This window comes from Cecembia sp. (assembly GCF_007126775.1).
GTDB lineage: Bacteria > Bacteroidota > Bacteroidia > Cytophagales > Cyclobacteriaceae > Cecembia.
Genome location: NZ_SLAP01000199.1, coordinates 14400 through 34042 on the forward strand (window position 1 = coordinate 14400; position 19643 = coordinate 34042).

Below are 19643 nucleotides of genomic sequence, written 5' to 3' on the forward strand. Positions count from 1 at the left end.
CGTGTTATTTTGATAATTGATAAGTAATTCCAAGAAAATAAGAACGGCCAAAGCCCATAGGTCTAGCGGGACCTCCACCATGGGCGCTTCCTGCCGTAGAGGAACTCATGATATCAGATATATTGAACATATTTCGCGCACCACCATTGAGTGTAATTCCCATTGAAAAGCTTTTTCTCAAGGTCAGGTCCATCCAGTGAAAACCTTCCAAAATGATTTGCCTAGGAACTGCCTCTCCGCTATCCTCTGCTGCCAATTCAAATCCTGGTAGGGGCCCGGTCCACTTGTAAAACAGGTTAATGTCTGTTTCTATAAATGGGATTTTATAAGTGATATTACTGTTTATTTCAGGGCTGAATAACATGCCTGGGAGAGCCTGATCCTCTTGAGAAAGCAAATTGAAACGCCCTATATAAGATGCACCAGCTTCCAAGGTCCAGCGGTTTGCTCTTAAACTCTGATTTAGCATCAGCCCCTGTGTACGGTATTGATTGATGTTGAACAGGGTGGTAATCCTTGGATCTGTGGGATCCATTCCAAAGGCTATCCTATCCCTTACCTCATTATGAAAAGCACTCAATACGGTCTTCCAGCCCATAGAATGTTCTTTATCCTGAAAGGTCAGCGAAGCATTGAAGCTATCTGAGCGTTCTGGTAAAAGTTCGGGATTGCCTGCAATGGAATGGCTGGCATCGAAGAAATCAAAGTACAACTCCCTAATGGATGGGGCTCTGAACCCATTGGCATATGCTAATCGCAGGTCCAATTTTGAGCTGATAACCATTTTGGTGTTAAGGGATGGAATCAATGGAGGAGCCTGATAGGCAGAATTATAGGCTGTACGCAATCCAGGCCTTACCTGAAGAAATGAACTTACCCGCCATTCACCGGTAAGGAAAGCAGCATAATCTTGAATGCCTGTGTTGTTATTGATTCTATCACCAATACCCGATTCCGTGTTGATGTCAATGCCCGGCATCAAAGTAAGATTTGGGGATAGCAGCCAATTGCCTATCGTACGGAAAGTAAAACCCTGATGGGTCACCAATGCCTGAGATCCTTCCTGCCGAGATAGATTCTGTTCATTGGTCCGCACGTTTGTCACCCAAGTCTGGGTCTCCCTTTCAAAATCCGTATAGGCCATTTGCGTGGACAACTGAAAAGCTGGACCGAAATCTACCCTTGCGTTCATTCGGTGCATCCATCGCCTGGTTATGAAATTTCTGTCAATTACTTCTAGGCGGTTTTCAGGACCAAAAGAAGTGATGGTTTCATCCATCAAATCCACATGGTAATCCAATTCCACTTTATCTTTTCGGAATCCTACGGAAGCATTGGCCAACCATTGGTCTTTGGGCAGCCATTGAAACATTCGCCCAGTCTGTGGTCCTTTCCATCCTCCAAATTGATTTTGGGTAAGTCCCAATCCGAAAGAAAGGGGGCCTTCTGTTGTGTAAGTACCTTGAACGGACCTGATTCGATTACCTGCCCCATGAAAAGGACTGTACTCATTGCCTGCAGTTTCTTCCTGCATACGGGTCAAAAGAGTATATCCAGCTTTGGCAGACGGATTTTTTGTAATGATATTGATTACACCGGCCAAGGCATCTGCACCATAAATGACAGCCATTGGGCCTTCTACAATTTCTATTTTTTCGATCTGATTGATATCGATTTGATTGAGGTTGATTTCATTATTCACCCCCTGTCTTCCTACCATCGGTACGCCATCTATTAAGATTTTAACATTCTGTCCTGACATCCCCATCATTTCCAAATTGCTGCTTCCTAAGGCATTGTCCTGACTGAAACGAATGCCCAACTCGGTATTGAGAACTTCCTGTAAATTACCCGCGGCCCTTTGTTGAATTCTCTCTTTATCAATAGAACGTACCATATAAGTTGAGTTTCTGGCTGATTGGGGCCCGAAATTCCCTGTAATGACTACCTCATTCAGATCATTCAATGCCTCTTTCAAAACAAAAACTTCGGGAAAAACCTTATCCTCAACAGGGAAGGACCTGCTTTCATAACCGACTGCAGAAATTTTTAGGTAACCGACTGCATCCAAATTGCTGATATCAAATACTCCTTCCACATTGGCTATTACCCCCTTCGTTTCTCCATATCGCACAGTTGCAAATGGAATGGGTCTCCCATTTTCATCGATAACCTTTCCTTTGAATCCCCCATCCGCTTTCGCAATGAAGCTAGCAATCATAAAAATCCCAATTGAAAGAATGCTGATTTTATTTAGATTAAATCCAAACATTAACTTAAATTTTTTTGCCGGGAGAGATCTCCCGGCTTGTTGTGGTTTATAGATTATCAATCAATTTTTTCCATGTATCCAGTTGGGGAATCCCCGGCTTTCTCAATCCAAAAAACTGGGCGATCATTTCTCCCTTTTGGTCAAATAGCTCCAAAGAGGATACCAGGCCGTCTTCGGTTTGCTTGTGTACTACAAAAGCAGAAGCGATCAAATCTTCATTGAGATGCATATTGAAATCCGGGTCCAGCACATTTAACCAAGAGCCCATTTGACGTATGGTGCGTACTTTACCTTGATGGATTTGAATATTGCCCCTATTCCCGGCAAAAATCATGATAGGCATCTTTTCAGCAGAAGCAGCATCTAGAATTTTTCGGGCTGATAACCTGTCGACCTCGTATGCCCACTTATCATTGATCCACTTGACAGCATCCAACCTATGGACTTTATATTTTCTAAGCATTCCAAAGAAATCATGGGTATCCTTCATATTTTCCCAATCTTGGGTAAAGGCATCCATATCAATTTCCTTTGCGTATTCTGGAGTTGGAAATGCTTCCGTTTGAAGTTCCTCATTTTGGTTGGAAGCCTTGTTTTGTGTCACCAACTCCTCAAACACTTCTACCCTACTTTTTTCCTGAAGGTAAATTTTCATAATGGCTTCACCGGATTTGTCAAAAAACTGAAAGCTTCTCATGATCCCTCTTGGGGTCTCATTGATCACTGCAAAGCCATATTTCCAAGAACTGAAGAATACGCGCTGTTCAATGGGTCCTATAACCGTGGCCACTTGGTGTGGCGCTTCTCCATGAATGTCTATTTTTTGAAAATTTCCTTTGTGTTCGAGTACACATCCATCATTTCTGGTCAGCGCCATTACCTTCCCAAGATTCTTACAGGACACTAGAAAATCCGCCCAATTGCATTCAAGACGGATGGTAGATTCTCCAATCGTTGTGGCCAATAGTTCCAGCTCGGATACACCCAAATGGACCGCAGCATCTCTGATTCTCATTTGTGGATTATCCTGCTTTAGGTCATTCCATGCCTGACTTAATTCTTCTTTTGTGAGTTTTTGTAATGTGGTTTCCATAGCTTATGCAATTTTATATGTGCGGTTTTGTTGATAGACTGGCAGTGACTGGATAAAATGGGGCATCCCATCGTATCCGTTTCTTACCATAATCGGATGTTCAAATACATGTTCCAAATGTTGTGATGCCATGACTTCATCTACACTTCCCTGCTGGTATATCCGCCCTTCTTTTAGCAGAATGACTTGGTCAGCATAAGCTGCTGCCATGTTCAGGTCATGCAAAACGGCTAAAACAGCAATATTTTTTCTTTTTAGCTGGGAAGCTATATGTAGGACCTGATGCTGATGGGCGATATCCATACTGGAGGTTGGTTCATCCAACAGGAGAAACTTAGTCTGATCAGTTCCCGCCCAAACCTGTACCAATACCCTGGCCAATTGCACCCTTTGCTTTTCTCCTCCTGAAAGTGCTCCATACAACCTGTCCCTAAAAGCCCAGGTCTGCGTCTCCTTCATCACTTCCATGACGAGCTGTTCTCCGTGAGCCAAACCAAGGGACAATAAACCCAATTCTACCACTTCTTTGACCTTGAATGGAAAGGTAAGCTGACTGTGCTGGGGCATCACCGCTCTTATCTTTGCCAAGTCTTTGGGACGGTAATTTTGTATGCATTTCCCATTATAATTAATGGCTCCTGCACCAGCCTTGTAGTCTCCGGCCAATAATTTCAAAAGGCTGGATTTACCGGCTCCATTGGGTCCAACAATAGCAGTAAGTTGACCCGCTTTCAGTTTTAAAGAAACCTTATTGACGACAGGTCTGCCCAAAATAAAGTATTGAATGTCTTTTGCTTCCAGCATATTACGCCCTGATTTGTTTTACATTAATTAATAAATAGATAAAAAAAGGTGCCCCCAAAATGGCAGTAATAATTCCAATAGGCATTTCTGCAGGGGCTACCATGGTCCTGGCCAATAAATCGGCAAGTGTCAATAAAATAGCTCCAGCGAAGAAAGAACCCGGAATGACTAAGCCATGATCGGCTCCATATAATATTCGTAGTAAGTGTGGTACAACAAGCCCTACAAAACCAATCGTCCCTGTTAAGGCTACGGCAGTTCCCACTATCAATGCGCTGCCAATCAAAATAAATAACTTGGTCCGCTGAACATCCACCCCCATATGATAGGCTTCGCTTTCTCCTATAGCCAAGGCATTGAGGGCCCGGTATTGCCCTATTATCAGTCCAATTGGTAAAAAAGAAATCCCTAACATGAGCCATACTTTTTCCCAATTGGCGCCACCTACATCACCTAAACTCCAAAAAGTGAAGTTCCTTAGCGCAGCATCATCGGCATAAAATATGGACAGACCTATCAAGGCCCCTGCCAAAGCATTCAAAGCTACTCCTGCAAGAATCAGTAATGAAATATCTGTTTTTCCGGCCTGACTGGACAAACGATAAACCAAAAAGGTATTCAACAACCCCCCAATAAAGGCAAATGCCACTAAACCAAATTTGCCCAATGCGGATAAAAAAGTAAAAGATGATCCAAAAACGATGAAAATCACTGCAAATAGCGCACTGCCACTGCTTACTCCAATCAAGCCTGGCTCAACCAATGGGTTTCTGAATAATCCCTGAAGGGCTGCCCCTGCAATACCCAGCGCACCACCAACCAGCATGGCCAACAACAATCGGGGCAACCTAATCTGTAACAAAACATTTTTTTCCTGCGGATTGAGATTCTCTCCTACACCCCAATCTCCCATGAATACCTGACCCACTTTGGACAAAGGGATATGGAAAGCCCCAAGCGTCAAGGAAAGTATACCAAGGATCAATAGCAACAACAACATGGTGCCAAGTACCAACTTGGTATGCGTAATTTTATTTGCTATGGCCAGTTTTGGGTTCATTTAATTTTCTCTGATAGATTTCGCCAGTTCTAAAGCTGCTTTGGCTACCCTGGGACCAAAGCCTGAAAGATAATGTCCGTCAAAAGCCAGAATGCGCTCTTTTTGATAAGCACTTGTCTGATCAATCCCTCTGATTTGGGATACTCCTTCCTTCCCGCCTATAGTAGCCAAGCCTGAATCAAAAAACAGCAGGTAATCCGGATTAACCGAAACGATGGCCTCAGGTGTGAGTGGTATAAAATCCTTAAATCCCTGACCGGCAAATTCTCCACCTGCCATCTCAATTAAAGATGCCGCAAACGTTTCTTCTCCTGCGAGGAACACAGTTTCCAAACCCCTTGCCATAACGAAGGCTACTTTAGACTTTCCCTTTCCATTATTTTCCGACACGTAGGCCTTGAGAGCAGCCTCATCGTCCTGCAATGCTTCATTGAGTTGGGAAGCTTTTTCCTGCACTTCAAGAAACTCGCCCAATTCACTGATCAGCCTATATGTTTCAGAAATTTGTTGGGGCTTATCAAAAAAGCGCAATACAATGCCAGTAGATAATAATTGTTGGGTTACATCTTCGGTCAAATAACCTTTCTCTGCCAATACCATGTCAGGACCGAGTGCCAGTATGCCTTCGGCTTTGATTTGATTTCGGTATCCAATGGAGGGTAACTTCTGAAGGTCCGATGGGTATGTGGAAGTAATGTCAGTCGCTATAATCTGATTTTGAAATCCTAAAGCTGAAACGATTTCAGAGACCGTCCCTCCAGCTGTAATTATTTTGGCTTCTTTCGTATTGATAGCCGTTTCCGTGTTGCTTTGTCCACAAGAATAAAACACCAAGGTTGTAAGGGAAAGGATGAATAAATTCTTTATCATTATTTAGATTAATTTCAAATTGAATACAAATATCATATTAATTAGATTTAATCCAAATAAATGTTAATTGAAAATTTCTATCGCTTTCCCTTATCAATCAAGCCTTTATAGGATTCTGCTTTCTAATAGAAAAAGTCTATAGCTTTAGGGGTCTTCAAAAGCATTATAATAAAGTGGCACAAAAAACAGAACAAGATCAATCGGCTGTTTGGATAAAGAAAAATCAGCCAGGGCTACAACGGAAGGCCTGAGCCACAGGAATATAAAAATCAAGAGATAATTGGGATTAATTTTCCAAACATCCTTTGGTATTCAGCATTAATAATTAATTTTGCGACCGATATCTAAAAAGTATTCATCCTTTTTACAATACTAAATACAAATGGCAAATATTGGTAAAATAACCCAGGTAATTGGTCCCGTAGTGGATATCTCCTTTGAAGGAGGTAAATTACCTAATATTTTGGATGCTTTGACAGTCACCAAAGAAGACGGTCAAACAGTAATCCTTGAAGTACAGCAGCACCTAGGTGAAGACAGAGTGAGGACCATCGCAATGGATGCTACTGAGGGATTGGTAAGAGGTCAGGAGGCCATTGATAATGGAGCGCCTATTTCTGTACCAACCGGTGAAGCGATCAAAGGAAGGCTGTTCAATGTCGTCGGTACTGCCATCGATGGTTTACCTGAGGTGGTTTCCTCCAAAAGATTGCCTATCCACAGATCTGCCCCAAAATTTGAAGATCTATCTACTTCAACAGAGGTACTTTTCACAGGTATCAAAGTGATTGACCTGATCGAACCTTATGCAAAAGGTGGTAAAATTGGTCTTTTTGGAGGTGCCGGTGTGGGTAAAACAGTATTGATTCAGGAATTGATCAACAATATTGCAAAAGCATATTCCGGTCTTTCTGTATTTGCCGGTGTAGGGGAAAGGACACGTGAGGGAAATGACCTGCTTAGGGAAATGATTGAATCCGGTATTGTTACTTATGGTGAAGATTTCTTACACAGCTTGGAAACAGAAGGAGGTTGGGATCTTTCTAAAGTAGATCTTAAAAAATTAGAAGAGTCCAAAGCGACTTTCGTTTTCGGTCAGATGAACGAACCTCCAGGAGCCCGTGCAAGAGTTGCTTTGACAGGTTTGACTTTGGCTGAATATTACAGGGATGGTGAAGGAGATGTAGCAGGTAAAGACATCTTGTTCTTCATCGATAATATTTTCCGTTTTACCCAGGCTGGTTCTGAGGTATCTGCCCTTTTGGGAAGAATGCCTTCTGCGGTGGGTTACCAACCTACCCTTGCCACAGAAATGGGTTCAATGCAGGAGAGAATTACCTCTACCAAAAACGGTTCCATTACTTCTGTACAGGCAGTTTATGTACCTGCGGATGACTTGACCGACCCTGCTCCTGCGACTACCTTTGCCCACTTGGATGCAACCACAGTACTTTCCAGAAAAATTGCTGAATTGGGTATTTATCCTGCTGTGGATCCATTGGATTCCACTTCAAGAATCCTTACTCCGGATATCTTAGGTGAAGAGCACTACAACTGTACGCAACGTGTAAAAGAAATCTTACAACGCTATAAAGAACTCCAGGATATTATTGCCATCCTAGGTATGGAAGAATTATCCGAGGAAGACAAAATGGTTGTGCACAGGGCAAGGAGAGTACAAAGATTCCTTTCCCAACCTTTCCACGTGGCAGAACAGTTCACAGGCCTTAAAGGTGTACTTGTTGATATCAAAGACACCATCAAAGGGTTTACCATGATCATGGACGGTGAATTGGATCACCTGCCAGAGGCAGCCTTCAACTTGGTGGGTACCATTGAAGATGCTGTCGCCAAAGGTGAGAAGATGTTGGCAGAAGTTAGAAATTAATGCCATTACATTCCTGATTTGACTTAAAGCAAAATTATATGATGCAATTGACCATTATCACTCCGGACCAAATGGTGTTTCAGGGAGAAGTAAGTGAAGCCACCTTTCCAGGTGTCAACGGTTCCTTCCAGGTTTTAAAGAACCACGCTGCCTTGGTCTCTGCTTTGGCAAAGGGTTACGTATCCTACACTACCGGTAAGGTTCAAAAGAGCCATGTTATCGAAGGAGGAGTGGTGGAAGTGAATGATAACAAAATTGTTCTTTTGGCTGAGAAAGTAATTGGCTAAGCATATATCATCCCATTTAACAAACCTGGACCAAATGGTTCAGGTTTTTTTGTACCCTTTTGAAATGTGCAGATTGTCATACCCTTTTATTTCAAACAAGATTTTGCTTTCTGATTTATTTGTCCCTACATTTGCAACCCTGAAAGGAGGTGTATACATATGATCATAGTCAACGTAAAAGAAAACGAATCTATTGAGAAAGCGCTGAAGCGTTTCAAAAAGAAATTTGATAAGACTGGCGCTGTAAGAGAGCTTAGAGCAAGACAGCACTTTGTAAAACCTTCTGTAAAGAACAGGGATCAAAGAATTAAAGCAGCTTATAAGCAAAGATTACAAACAGAAGCAAATCAATAATTGTTTGTTATCTTTTTGAGATAATCACATCTATGAGCGTGCCTACCGAAAGTGGGTGCGCTTTTTTTATTTTTAATGTGCTTAACAAGCATTAACTTATCATAATCGGATTTTTATAAAGTTAAAAGTAGTTTAGGGTCAACTTAAACTATTAAAATATGAGAGGATTAATATTGATCAGCATTTTACTTTTTGCTATTGCCTGCAGTAATGGATCAATTGAAAACAATGAGGTATTGGATTACGAATCTTTTGCCAATTCATTGGACTCCATCATGGCCCTTGACCAAGGCATCCGGAAACAATTTATGGAAGCCATGCAAGCCAATGAGAAAATTGACCCTAGCTTATATGGAGAAATGAACAGGATTGACTCCTCCAACCAAGCTTGGGTAATCAATAAGCTTCAAAAATATGGTTGGCCTGAGAAAAGTAAAATCGGGGAAAATGCTGCAAGGGCAGTTTTCCTGGTTATCCAACATGCCGAACTATCGGACATAGAAACCTATTATCCTCAATTACAGGCTTTGGCGGATAGGGATGAGGCCCGTCAGGTACATGCAGCCATGATGCTGGACAGGATGCTGATGTATCAGGGCAAAAAGCAAATCTACGGCACACAAGCAAGCGGGCAACTCCGAGAGGATGGTTCTTGGGTGATTTGGCCAGTAGAAGATCCTGAATCCATCAATGAAAGAAGAAAAGCTGTAGGTTTTACAGATACGGTTGAGGAAAATGCTGCATCTATGAATGCCGTTTATAATCCCTTTGAACCATTACCAAGTATGGAATGATGTAAGTCCTGATGATAAAAGATTTTCCTCACAATATAATATGAGTTTCATCCTTAAATTCCTATATTAAAATCAGAAATCCGAATATATGCTGGAATCCTTTATCAACTATCTGGAATTCGAAAAAAGGGCAAGCGCCCATACAGTTCTGGCCTATAGGAAAGACTTGGAGCAATTTTCCGGGTTTTGTCAGACTGCTTTTGAAAAAGAAGATATTGTTCAGGCCGAACATGCAGAGATCCGGGCATGGATTATTGATCTGGTGGAAGAAGGACTGAACAGCAACAGCATCAATAGGAAGATTGCCACTTTAAGGTCTTTTTACAAATTCCTATTGCGTTCAGATGAGATCAGCAAAGACCCCACCTACAAAATCAAAGCCCTAAAAACTCCCAAGCGACTTCCGGAATTTGTCCAAGAAGATGCCATAGAGAAAATTCTGGATGAGCTGCAATATGAAGGGACTTTCGATGGGCAAAGAGACAGAATGGTCATGGAGTTTCTCTACCTTACTGGGGTGCGCTTATCCGAACTTATCGCATTGAAATGGAAAGATATCCACCTTGAGGCAGATACTATTAAAGTACTTGGAAAAAGAAAAAAAGAGAGAATAATTCCAATTAATAGACCCCTTAAAAAAAATATTATTTTGTACAAAAAAGTATTTGAGGAAACATTTTCAAATGTAGACCAGAGTGATTATTTTATCGTTAGTAAAAATAAAGAGCAGGCCTACCCTATGAAAATTTATCGGATAGTCAGACATTATTTGGACCTTTTTGCTCAGACAGACAAGAGAAGCCCTCACCTATTGAGACATACTTTTGCCACCCATTTGCTTAACAAGGGCGCCGATCTGAATGCCGTAAAAGATCTTTTAGGGCATGCTAACCTTGCTGCTACGCAGGTGTATACACATAATTCCATGGAGAAACTGAAGGCTGTGTTCGAACAGGCACATCCTAAAGCTTAATATACGTTTAACTTTAAATCTTTACAGTTATGAAACTTCAAATGCATTCCATCCATTTCGATGCCGATCACAAGCTCATTGACTTTATTCAAAAAAAGGCGGATAAACTGGATACTTTCTATGACCGCATCATCGACGGAGAAGTTTTTTTGAGACTAGATAAAAATGAGAAGAATGAAAATAAGATAGTAGAGATTAAAATGAATGTGCCAGGCAAGACCTTGTTTGCCAAGCAACAGAGCGATTCCTTTGAAGCTGCGGCGGATGAAGCAGTGGAAGCACTTCGAAGACAAATTAAAAAATTCAAAGAAAAGGTGGTTTTGGCAAACCAGTAAGCGCAAACCCGTCTTAGGACGGGTTTTTTATTTTTTAAATCTGTACAGCCTTTCCGGATCTTCTGCCAAAATAAATGAACAGCACCGCACAGATCAGCATCAGCCAAATCAAAAGATTCCAATCCCCAAAGAAATCAAAAGCAATCCCAAAGAGCAATGGTCCCAAAGCTGCCAGGTAATATCCCGATGATTGGGACATTCCTGAGAGTGAAGCGGTTGTTTTTTCTTGTTTTGTCCTCAGCCCGATCAGGGTATAAGCCAGCGATATACTGGAACCCAAGCCTAGACCAACAAGGGTCAATCCGACATAATTTACCCAGAGTTCGTGTACAAATAGAGAACTGAACCCCAAGAGATACATAAAACCAAGTACCCAAACAACCCCTACTTGGTCCTTGAATTTTGTCGCAATTATGGGGGCTAAAAATGAACCCGTCAGCCCTATGATCTGCATGAGGGAAACCAAAACTCCAGCTTCCACCGCAGAAAGCCCTCGATCTATCATCATATCCGGAAGCCAGGCAATGATAGTAAAAAACAGCAGCGACTGCACTCCCATAAACATACTGACATCCCATGCCAGCCTGGATTTCCAAACATTTACCTTAGGAGCTGCATCTTCTCCTTCATTTATAAAAGTTTTGAATTTCAACTGAGGAAACCATATGATCAAAACCAAAATTAAAAGACCTGTCCAAGTCAGCAAAGAACCTCTCCAACCCAAGTCCATATCTATAGCCATTGGTACTGAAATACCAGAGGCAATGGCGGCAAAAAGTGTCATTCCAGTGGTATAAGAGGCAGTAACCAAACCTATCTTTTGAGGCATTCGATTTTTTACCAAAGGAATGAGCAACACATTGCAGATTACTATCCCTACACCTGTCAGTCCAGTCCCGAAAAATAAAACAGTGGGGCCGCCCTGTACCCTGATGACAGTGCCCGCCAATAAAAGCAAAAGTCCATAAAAAATTGCCTTGGCATTACCTAGCCATTTCCCTATCGCAGCAGAGAACAAAGAAAAGGTGGCAAAGGTCAATAAAGGCAGAGTAGTCAAAAATCCTGCCCAAGCATTGGATAGTCCAAGATCCTCCCTGATCATGGGAATCAAAGGACCAACAGCAGTAATGGATGGGCGCAAGTTGAATGAAACCAATAAAATGCCTAGGAATAAAACCCAAGGTCTTTGATAAAGGGGCTGCTCAGAATTCATAAAGCGTAGCATACATTTCCCAATATGGAAGACTTTCTTCCATAGGAATAAGCAATTCAGTACTTAGGGTCTTGAATTATAAAACCCAATTTTAAATTAAGTATTGGATTCTACAAGGTCTTTGACACAGGCTACCCATTTGTCGCTGGAATTCAGACTGGGTACAAGGTCCCATCGCTCGCCTCCAAGTTCTTCAAATTCCTCTTTATACTCTTCACCTACCTCTATAGTAGTCTCTAAGCAGTCAGCTACAAAGGCTGGCGAAAATACCAATACCTTTTTCACTCCTTCATTCGCCAATTCCTTGATAATGTCTTCTGTGTAAGGTTTGATCCAAGGATCATTACCCAATCTGGATTGAAAACAGGTCAATACCTTTTCTGAAGGAAGTCCTAATTTTTCGGCAATCAGTCGGGTTGTATGAAAACATTGGCCTCTGTAACAAAATTGATTTTTTTTGGTGTAATTCCCGCAACATTTGTCACTGAGTTGACAATAACCATCTACTGAACCCTTTCTGATTTGTCTTTCCGGCAGCCCGTGATAAGAAAAAAGATACCTGTCGTAAGCCTGTTTTTCCATCATTTCCTTTCCAAGTTCAGCCCAAGCCTCCAAAAATAAGGGATGCTCTACAAAATTGCTGATAAAGGTGATATTGGGAATGATCTGCCACTTCCGTGCAAGCTCCATTACCTTGTCTACCACCGATCCATTGGTGGCTGAAGCATACTGTGGAAACAAAGGCAGTACAATGATTTTTTTGACGTTGGCCTTATTCAGCTTTTTTAGCCCATTCTCGATGCTAGGGGATTGGTACCGCATTGCAATCTCCACCTCATATTTATCCATATCGAGGATTTTAACCAACTTCTCCTGTAGATCCTCTGTATGGAACAACAAAGGAGAGCCCCGATCCGTCCATAATTTCCTGTATTCCTTGGCAGACTTGGGCGCCCTGAAAGGCGCTATGATTAGGTTGACCAACATCCACCTTGGGATCAATGGGAAATCAATTACCCTTCCGTCCATCAAAAATTCCCTTAGGTACTTTCTGACATCACCCGTTTTGGTACTGTCCGGGGTTCCTAGATTAACCAGCAATAAACCGGTTTTGGCTTTATTTTTATTCATTTTATTTTCGGTTCAACAATTACCTTCTTAGAAAAACCAAAAGTAAGCCCTTTGGTTAGAAAATACCAATTGATTATTTGTATGGACAATCGACAGCAAATAATTTCTTAACCCGGAATAGTGATTTGGTTTTCATTTCCATTATTCAGGTTAAATTTACTTTGGCATTGAAATTTCTTTGAATACAAGGTCAATTGACTTAATTTTCCCTTCTAAAAATAAAAATAGTCCAAATGCATGAAGAGCCTATGACGCTGGTTTTAAACCATAAACAAATCCAACAAAAGATCATCAGGATGGCCTATGAAATCTATGAACGCAATGCCTCTGAAGAAACCATTATCCTTGCAGGCATTCGGGGAATGGGCAAGCATCTTGCGGTTTACCTAGCAGAGAACTTAGAGAAAATCTCCCCAATAAAGGCTCAAGTCGCTGAAATACTTTTGGACAAAGAGGATGTAAATCGGGGAGATGTAAGTCTGTCAATTGATATATCCCTAGAAAACCAATGCGTGATCATAGTAGACGATGTGTTGAATACAGGGAAAACCCTGGTTTATGCCCTGAAGCCCTTCCTTGACGCTCCCATCAAAAAAATGGAAGTTGCTGTTTTGGTCAATCGTAGCCATAAGCTCTTCCCTGTAACACCTGACTATACCGGCCTGGAATTGGCCACTACACTCAGCGAGCATATTACTGTAGACCTGAGCAAAGAAAACCACTCTGTACACCTTCATTGACTTTCCCATGTCCATTCATCAATCTTCCAATATCAAGAGAATTACTACCCATATCCTTCAGGAAATGAAAATGCGTGGAGAAAAGATCTCCATGTTGACCGCTTATGATTTCTCTATGGCAGGCATCATAGATGCAGCAGGAATAGACATTATCCTTGTTGGCGATTCGGCCTCCAACGTGATGGCAGGACATGAAACCACCCTCCCAATAACATTGGACCAGATGATTTACCATGCTACCTCAGTGGTACGTGCGGTCAAAAGAGCCTTTGTAGTAGTAGATATTCCTTTTGGTTCCTATCAGGGAAATAGCTCTGAAGCGCTTAGATCCGCTATACGGATCATGAAAGAATCTGGAGCCCATGCAGTGAAGGTGGAAGGAGGCGCTGAAATCAAAGAATCAGTGAGCAGAATTCTCAGTGCCGGTGTCCCAGTGATGGGCCATTTAGGTCTTACTCCTCAATCTATCTATAAATTTGGCACCTATACCGTAAGAGCAAAAGAAGAGGCAGAGGCAAAAAAGCTGCTTGAAGATGCGAAGCTTCTAGAAGAATGTGGCTGTTTTGCCATCGTTTTAGAAAAAATTCCTGCCAGACTGGCCAAAAAAGTCGCGGCAGCAGTAGACATTCCTGTGATTGGAATTGGTGCGGGTCCTGATGTAGATGGGCAGGTTTTGGTAGTACATGATATGCTGGGAATCACCCAGGAATTTAAGCCTAGATTTCTGCGACAATACGCAGACCTACAGGCTACCATGACCAAAGCCGTGGAAGATTATATCAAAGACGTAAAGGACAGGAATTTCCCTAATGAGGGAGAAAGCTATTGATTTTTACCTTACCAGTAATTTTCTGGTAAGCTTTTGCTGTCCATCACTTACAAACTGTAATACATAAACTCCCGGAGCAAGTCCAAAACCATCAATATCTGTCACCCTATTGGCCTGTATTGGGACATTGTCTATGATCACTTGTCCCGGCATATTGACCAAGCGCATACGGGCATTTTTGGAACTCAGCACCCTAAAATCACCAATCGTAGGATTAGGATAAACCCTCACCAAGAAATCTTCAGAAGACGGAGGAAGACTTCCCTCAATCCCCTTCAAATACTCCAAACCTCCAGCTGTATTTCCAAAAATCAGGTCATGGCCTTCTCCAAAGGGCATAGATAAAGCGCTGATCCAAGTATTTCTTCCAAACCTGCTTTGACTGGACTCAGATGCATTTAAACGCAGCTGTATGGTTTGCCTTTGATTCTGTTCCATAAAATTTTCTGTGAAAACCAAAACGCCTCTTTGGTCTATGGCGTAAAGGGAGGGCTTTTGTCCCTGCAATACATGAACAGAAAGGTTCCTACTGGCAGGATTGTCCTGAAAACCCAGAAAATCCCTGCTGTCAAGTCTAAGTCGTGCCTCCCCTTCCAAATCAAGAGAAAATAATACCAATTCACCACTTTGCTTGGCCAAAAGCACATAGTCTCTATTTTCAAAGCTGAAAGGTTCTACATGGTCCAAAGGCCTCGTACCTGTCACCGGCACTGTCAGTTCTACCATAGCGCCTATATCAGCCTGAGTTCCTACAAAAATTCTCCTTTCTAAACGGAAGTTAACCGTATCCACTCCAGAAATCCAGTAAGTATTTTGGCCGGAAGCTGTCTGATATTCCTGGTATTGTAAATCCGTAAAGTCCAGTTGGGATAGGCCCAAATAATCCTTTTCCACCAAACGGAAAACATCTTCCTCTTTGATGAACTGATAGGCAATGCCAAGTACTTTTCCCCCAAATTTGGAATTGGCAGTGAGGATCATTTCTCCTGCATCCTTGAATCCCTTGAAAAAGGGTCTGGTATTCTCCCCCAAATCCAGCATGTCGGATTGAAGAAAAGGCTCAGCATCTCCAATACCTTTACTTAATGAAAAAACATTTCTCGCATAATCTGCATTGAATACCCCTGCCACGGAGGAAGAATTGCTACTGACCAGCAGCTGCTCACCCTTCAGGTAAGCTGCATGGAAAATGGGAAACTGAGGCAATGCGCCATAATCCGGCAAAGTCGTAGAAAAAGACCGGAATTCAGGCTGGCTATTGCTGCCCTCATTGGGTAGAAAATACAAAATATCACATTCATCCCTTCCTAGCAGTAGATCAAAAATACCATCCTCGTTGAAATCGGCATACAACACAGAATGCCCTCCCGCATGTTGGATTCTTGCTGCCGAACCATCGATTGGTGGAGCTTCACTGATTGGAATGCCTCCACAGGTAAACCCAAAACTAAAATCCCCACAATTACAAAACTCAAAATTACCCCATCTGGACTGAGGGAAAGCGAAACCATCAATATCAGGAATACCTTTCCGCTCCATGCTTGTATTGCGGTAAAGTTCCAAGTAATCCCCTACTACAAAATTGAATGCTACTATATCCAAGTCACCATCCCCATCGATATCCATGATCAAAGGAATATCCAGGACATTGGCCTGTACGTTGGAACCATTGTCCAAGCGTAAAAAATTCTGGCCCACTTCCCAAACCGGAAAAGCTGCTCCGGCTGGAGAGACATTTCTATAGGCCTTGATACCAAAAGGAGAACTTGTAAATAGATCCTTTTTCCCATCTCCATCATAATCTGCCAGCACCAAGAAGCCATTGATATCCTCTGGGAAAAAATAGGCCATTTCTGGTAAATACTGAAAACCGCTGTCTGTATTTTCGAAAACCAGAATTCTTCGGGAATTGATATCCCAAACGATCAATTCTTCCTTTCCATCACCATTGGTATCCATCTCCTGGAACTGTGCAGTATTGACTCCTGCAGCAAATGGAAGGACAAGTGGTACCCCATTTACTTCCACAGGAATGCTTTGATCAAAGGAGAAAACTTGCTGAGCTTGGAGAGAAAAACTCTGGAATATAAAAAGCAGCAAAAGCAAATACTTCATCTTGTGAATTTAACTTTGATGGAAATTACAGCTATTAAAACGTCATGCTGAGCGGAGCTTGCGGAGTCGAAGCATCTCCCATATGATAGGAGACTCTTCGCTTTGCTCAGAGTGACGATTCCGGTAATCTGTCAATGGTAGCAAGGAACTGACTGTCCCGCAGAATTGCGGTAAGCGAAGAATCTCCTCTCTTTTTGAAAGACCCTTTGCGTCACTCAAGGTGGCGCTATCAACATTCTGTCATGAGTAGCCATATTGAATATCTAAAATTAAACGATTGATTTTGATATAAGATGTTTTGCAAAGCTTTAATTTTATGAGCTAATTGAAGAATTATGAAAATTGAAGATTTATACTCCACCTACCTCCAATCTACAGGTGTCAGTACAGACACCCGAAATATAAAAAAAGGCAATATTTTCTTTGCGCTAAAAGGGCCTAATTTTAACGCCAATGATTTTGCGGCCCAAGCTTTGGAAGGCGGTGCTGATTTCGTGGTAGTGGATGAGGAAAGAGTTGTTCCCCAAGGGGATAAAAGGTACTTTTTGACAGAAGATGTTTTGGGTAGCTTACAACAGTTGGCCAATTTTCACAGAAAGCAATTGACTATACCAATCATCGGCCTCACTGGTAGCAATGGCAAAACCACTTCAAAAGAGCTTTTACATGCGGTTTTGAAACAAAAATTCAAAATTTCTGCCACCTCAGGCAACCTCAATAACCATATTGGTGTTCCGTTGACTTTGCTTTCCATTCCAAAGGATACGGAAATTGCCATTATTGAAATGGGAGCCAATAAACAAGGAGACATAAAGGAGCTTTGCGACATTGCGGAGCCGACGCATGGCTTTATCACTAACATTGGTAAAGCTCACTTGGAAGGCATGGGTGGACCAGAGGGGGTACTGAAAACCAAAACGGAACTCTTTCAGCACCTGAGAGAAAATAAGGGCACAGTTTTCATCAATTCTCAGGATCCCATCTTGTCAAACATGGCCAAACGTTTTGAGCAACCGGTTTTGTATCCCGCTAAAGGTGATTTTTGCGAAGTTTCTTTCGTAAGTGCTGATCCTTTTGTGAAATTTAAAGTGGAGGGTGAGGAAAGAGAGCATCTCAGTTCACTTATCGGAGCATATAATTTTGGAAATATTGCTACCGCCATCACCTTGGGGAAGTATTTTGGAGTCAATTTGGATGAAGCAGTTCAAGCCATAACGGCTTACAAGCCTTCCAATATGCGTTCTCAGTTGCTGGAAAAACGCTCCAACCTTATCATCCTGGATGCCTACAATGCCAATCCTTCCAGTATGGAAGTGGCCATTGATACCCTTGGGCAGATGAGCGGAAAAAAGCAAAAAATGGTCATTTTAGGAGATATGTATGAATTGGGAGATGCCTCAGTGGCAGAACATGCCAAATTGGGAGAGCTAGTTAGGAAATATAACTTTGAAAAAATCTGCTTTACAGGTAAACACATCCAAGCAGCCCTTGCGAAAGCCCCGGTACGGGCACTGTATTTCCCGGATCCATTTTCTTTTAGAAACTGGCTACAGGACTCCAAATTAGAAGATCATTTGATTCTGATCAAAGGCAGCAGGGGAATGAAGCTAGAGGGCTTGGTAGATTTCATTTAATACCAAAAACAATTCTAACTGTTTTAGACTTACTAATTACATGAGTAAAAATTACCTCTCTTTCCTTTCTGAACTTTCGCAAAATAACCACAAAGATTGGATGGATGCGAACAGGGATTGGTATCTGAAAGTGAAGGGCGCATTTCTAGAAGATGTGGAGGAGCTGCTACATGCCATCAGTTATTGGGAACCCCAACTCTCTGGTTTCAAAGGAAAAGACTGTATTTTTCGACAAAATAGGGATATCCGCTTTTCGGCCAATAAAGATCCCTATAAGACCAATTTTGCCGCCTATTTCTCAGTGGGTGGAAAAAAATCAAATGGCCCGGGCTACTACCTGCATATTCAACCGGGACAAAGCTTCCTTGCGGGTGGTATATGGATGCCTTCGGCGGATGTTCTCAAAAAAATCCGTCAGGAAATCGACTACTCTGGTAAAGAATTATTGGAAATCCTTGAAGAACCTGCATTTAAAAAAACATTTGGAGGTCTCGAAGGAGAGCAGCTAAAAACCTCCCCAAAAGGTTATGAAGCTGAGCATCCGCATATAAAGCTTTTACGCTTCAAAAGTTTTATCGTTTCCACCCCTTTATCAGATGATGAAATCAATTCAGGAGAGTTCAAGGAAAAAGCGATAACCCATTTTAAAAAAATGAAGCCCTTTCATGATTTTTTGGCCCGTGCAATAGAAGAAACTGAGAATGGAGAAGGATTGCTCTAAAGCTAGAAATCAAAGCCGTCGAAAGCGCCATTAAAAACTCCGGTAATCGCGCCTACTCCCATCAGGATGAGGAAAATTATACCCAAACCAAAAGCTACTGCATACCATAACAGTTTGGCTTTTGCCCAATTGGCCTTATTCGGGTTGCCGTTTTTATCAATTGCCCAAACAATCAACATGACCAATCCTAAAACTGGGATATTCGCTATAAAGATGGTTAGAAACCAATCTCCTGTATTCACTGGAGGATGTTTGAATTCGTTATTGAAGTCCATAGTCGTTGGGGTTTTTGTCTGAAATCAGATCCTCTACCCTGAAACTGTATTCACTCATTGCCAGATTATCAGGGTTATTTGGATCAGTTTGTATAAATATAATATTTATAAAATCGTACTCATCTATTTTACTATAACCTTCTGCATACATCTCCGCTGCTTTTCTGGCTAAAATTTCCTCCCCTACATGAAGCTGAGGCCCCCTCCCATTGATCAATCTCAAGGAAACCTCATTTTTCTGCTCGCCATCAAGAT

General features: G+C 41.9%; 19 protein-coding genes and 1 pseudogene. 10 read left to right on the forward strand and 10 right to left on the reverse strand.

Features of this window, described 5'->3' with window-relative positions:
• Nucleotides 1-4 precede the first annotated feature (4 nt).
• The 5 genes from QZT73_RS13395 to QZT73_RS13415 form a co-directional block, all read right to left on the reverse strand.
• Nucleotides 5-2221: a TonB-dependent receptor gene (locus QZT73_RS13395; RefSeq protein ID WP_291788633.1), complete on the reverse strand. Its 2217-nt coding sequence runs from the start codon at nucleotides 2219-2221 to the stop codon at nucleotides 5-7.
• Between the two features lie 97 nt (nucleotides 2222-2318).
• The gene (locus tag QZT73_RS13400) at nucleotides 2319-3365 is read right to left on the reverse strand and encodes a ChuX/HutX family heme-like substrate-binding protein (protein WP_291788636.1); all 1047 of its coding nucleotides are present in this window, start codon (nucleotides 3363-3365) and stop codon (nucleotides 2319-2321) included.
• 3 nt (nucleotides 3366-3368) lie between these two features.
• A complete protein-coding gene (locus tag QZT73_RS13405; protein WP_291777041.1) occupies nucleotides 3369-4169 on the reverse strand; it encodes a heme ABC transporter ATP-binding protein in 801 nt (266 codons plus the stop codon).
• Between the two features lies 1 nt (nucleotide 4170).
• Entirely contained in the window at nucleotides 4171-5229 is a 1059-nt protein-coding gene (locus QZT73_RS13410) for an iron ABC transporter permease (protein WP_291777039.1), read from the reverse strand.
• Nucleotides 5230-6099 (reverse strand): ABC transporter substrate-binding protein, encoded by an 870-nt coding sequence (locus QZT73_RS13415; RefSeq protein WP_291777035.1) that lies wholly within the window; start codon nucleotides 6097-6099, stop codon nucleotides 5230-5232. It lies immediately after the preceding gene.
• Between the two features lie 382 nt (nucleotides 6100-6481).
• On the opposite strand from QZT73_RS13415, the gene atpD reads away from it, so the two are divergent.
• The 6 genes from atpD (at nucleotide 6482) to raiA (ending at nucleotide 10730) form a co-directional block, all read left to right on the forward strand.
• A complete protein-coding gene (gene atpD / locus QZT73_RS13420) occupies nucleotides 6482-7987 on the forward strand; it encodes a F0F1 ATP synthase subunit beta (RefSeq protein WP_291777032.1) in 1506 nt (501 codons plus the stop codon).
• 38 nt (nucleotides 7988-8025) lie between these two features.
• Nucleotides 8026-8274 carry an ATP synthase F1 subunit epsilon gene (atpC, locus tag QZT73_RS13425; RefSeq protein ID WP_291777029.1) on the forward strand — a complete coding sequence of 83 codons (249 nt, stop codon included), beginning with the start codon at nucleotides 8026-8028 and terminating at the stop codon, nucleotides 8272-8274.
• 159 nt (nucleotides 8275-8433) lie between these two features.
• The gene (gene rpsU, locus QZT73_RS13430; protein WP_291777026.1) at nucleotides 8434-8628 is read left to right on the forward strand and encodes a 30S ribosomal protein S21; all 195 of its coding nucleotides are present in this window, start codon (nucleotides 8434-8436) and stop codon (nucleotides 8626-8628) included.
• Nucleotides 8629-8786: 158 nt separating this feature from the next.
• Entirely contained in the window at nucleotides 8787-9422 is a 636-nt protein-coding gene (locus QZT73_RS13435; protein ID WP_291777022.1) for a DUF6624 domain-containing protein, read from the forward strand.
• Between the two features lie 88 nt (nucleotides 9423-9510).
• Nucleotides 9511-10395, forward strand: coding sequence for a tyrosine-type recombinase/integrase (locus QZT73_RS13440; protein ID WP_291777019.1), 885 nt, complete (start codon nucleotides 9511-9513; stop codon nucleotides 10393-10395).
• 29 nt (nucleotides 10396-10424) lie between these two features.
• Nucleotides 10425-10730: a ribosome-associated translation inhibitor RaiA gene (gene raiA, locus QZT73_RS13445; RefSeq protein WP_291788637.1), complete on the forward strand. Its 306-nt coding sequence runs from the start codon at nucleotides 10425-10427 to the stop codon at nucleotides 10728-10730.
• A 34-nt stretch (nucleotides 10731-10764) separates the two neighbouring features.
• On the opposite strand, the gene QZT73_RS13450 is transcribed toward raiA, so the two are convergent.
• Together QZT73_RS13450 and hemH are read right to left on the reverse strand one after the other, a co-directional pair.
• The gene (locus tag QZT73_RS13450; RefSeq protein WP_291782693.1) at nucleotides 10765-11943 is read right to left on the reverse strand and encodes an MFS transporter; all 1179 of its coding nucleotides are present in this window, start codon (nucleotides 11941-11943) and stop codon (nucleotides 10765-10767) included.
• A 96-nt stretch (nucleotides 11944-12039) separates the two neighbouring features.
• Nucleotides 12040-13074, reverse strand: a complete 1035-nt coding sequence (hemH, locus tag QZT73_RS13455) for a ferrochelatase (RefSeq protein ID WP_291782696.1) — start codon at nucleotides 13072-13074, stop codon at nucleotides 12040-12042.
• A gap of 233 nt (nucleotides 13075-13307) precedes the next feature.
• On the opposite strand from hemH, the gene QZT73_RS13460 reads away from it, so the two are divergent.
• Together QZT73_RS13460 and panB are read left to right on the forward strand one after the other, a co-directional pair.
• Nucleotides 13308-13814, forward strand: coding sequence for a phosphoribosyltransferase family protein (locus QZT73_RS13460; protein WP_291782699.1), 507 nt, complete (start codon nucleotides 13308-13310; stop codon nucleotides 13812-13814).
• 7 nt (nucleotides 13815-13821) lie between these two features.
• Complete coding sequence (gene panB / locus QZT73_RS13465; RefSeq protein WP_291788639.1) at nucleotides 13822-14643, forward strand: 3-methyl-2-oxobutanoate hydroxymethyltransferase; 822 nt, start codon at nucleotides 13822-13824, stop codon at nucleotides 14641-14643.
• Nucleotides 14644-14646: 3 nt separating this feature from the next.
• Here the strand turns inward: panB and QZT73_RS13470 are convergent, their stop codons facing one another.
• Nucleotides 14647-16758 (reverse strand): T9SS type A sorting domain-containing protein, encoded by a 2112-nt coding sequence (locus QZT73_RS13470; protein ID WP_291788640.1) that lies wholly within the window; start codon nucleotides 16756-16758, stop codon nucleotides 14647-14649.
• 335 nt (nucleotides 16759-17093) lie between these two features.
• Between QZT73_RS13470 and murF the strand changes: the two genes are divergently transcribed.
• The gene (murF, locus tag QZT73_RS13475) at nucleotides 17094-18392 is read left to right on the forward strand and encodes a UDP-N-acetylmuramoyl-tripeptide--D-alanyl-D-alanine ligase (RefSeq protein WP_291782707.1); all 1299 of its coding nucleotides are present in this window, start codon (nucleotides 17094-17096) and stop codon (nucleotides 18390-18392) included.
• Nucleotides 18393-18432: 40 nt separating this feature from the next.
• Nucleotides 18433-19113 carry a DUF2461 domain-containing protein gene (locus tag QZT73_RS13480; protein ID WP_291782710.1) on the forward strand — a complete coding sequence of 227 codons (681 nt, stop codon included), beginning with the start codon at nucleotides 18433-18435 and terminating at the stop codon, nucleotides 19111-19113.
• A gap of 2 nt (nucleotides 19114-19115) precedes the next feature.
• Here QZT73_RS13480 and QZT73_RS13485 read toward each other — a convergent pair whose 3' ends face one another.
• A complete protein-coding gene (locus QZT73_RS13485; protein WP_291782713.1) occupies nucleotides 19116-19388 on the reverse strand; it encodes a hypothetical protein in 273 nt (90 codons plus the stop codon).
• Nucleotides 19375-19643, reverse strand: a pseudogene (locus QZT73_RS13490) (hypothetical protein); the annotation flags it as partial. The pseudogene QZT73_RS13490 and the gene QZT73_RS13485, both read right to left, overlap by 14 nt.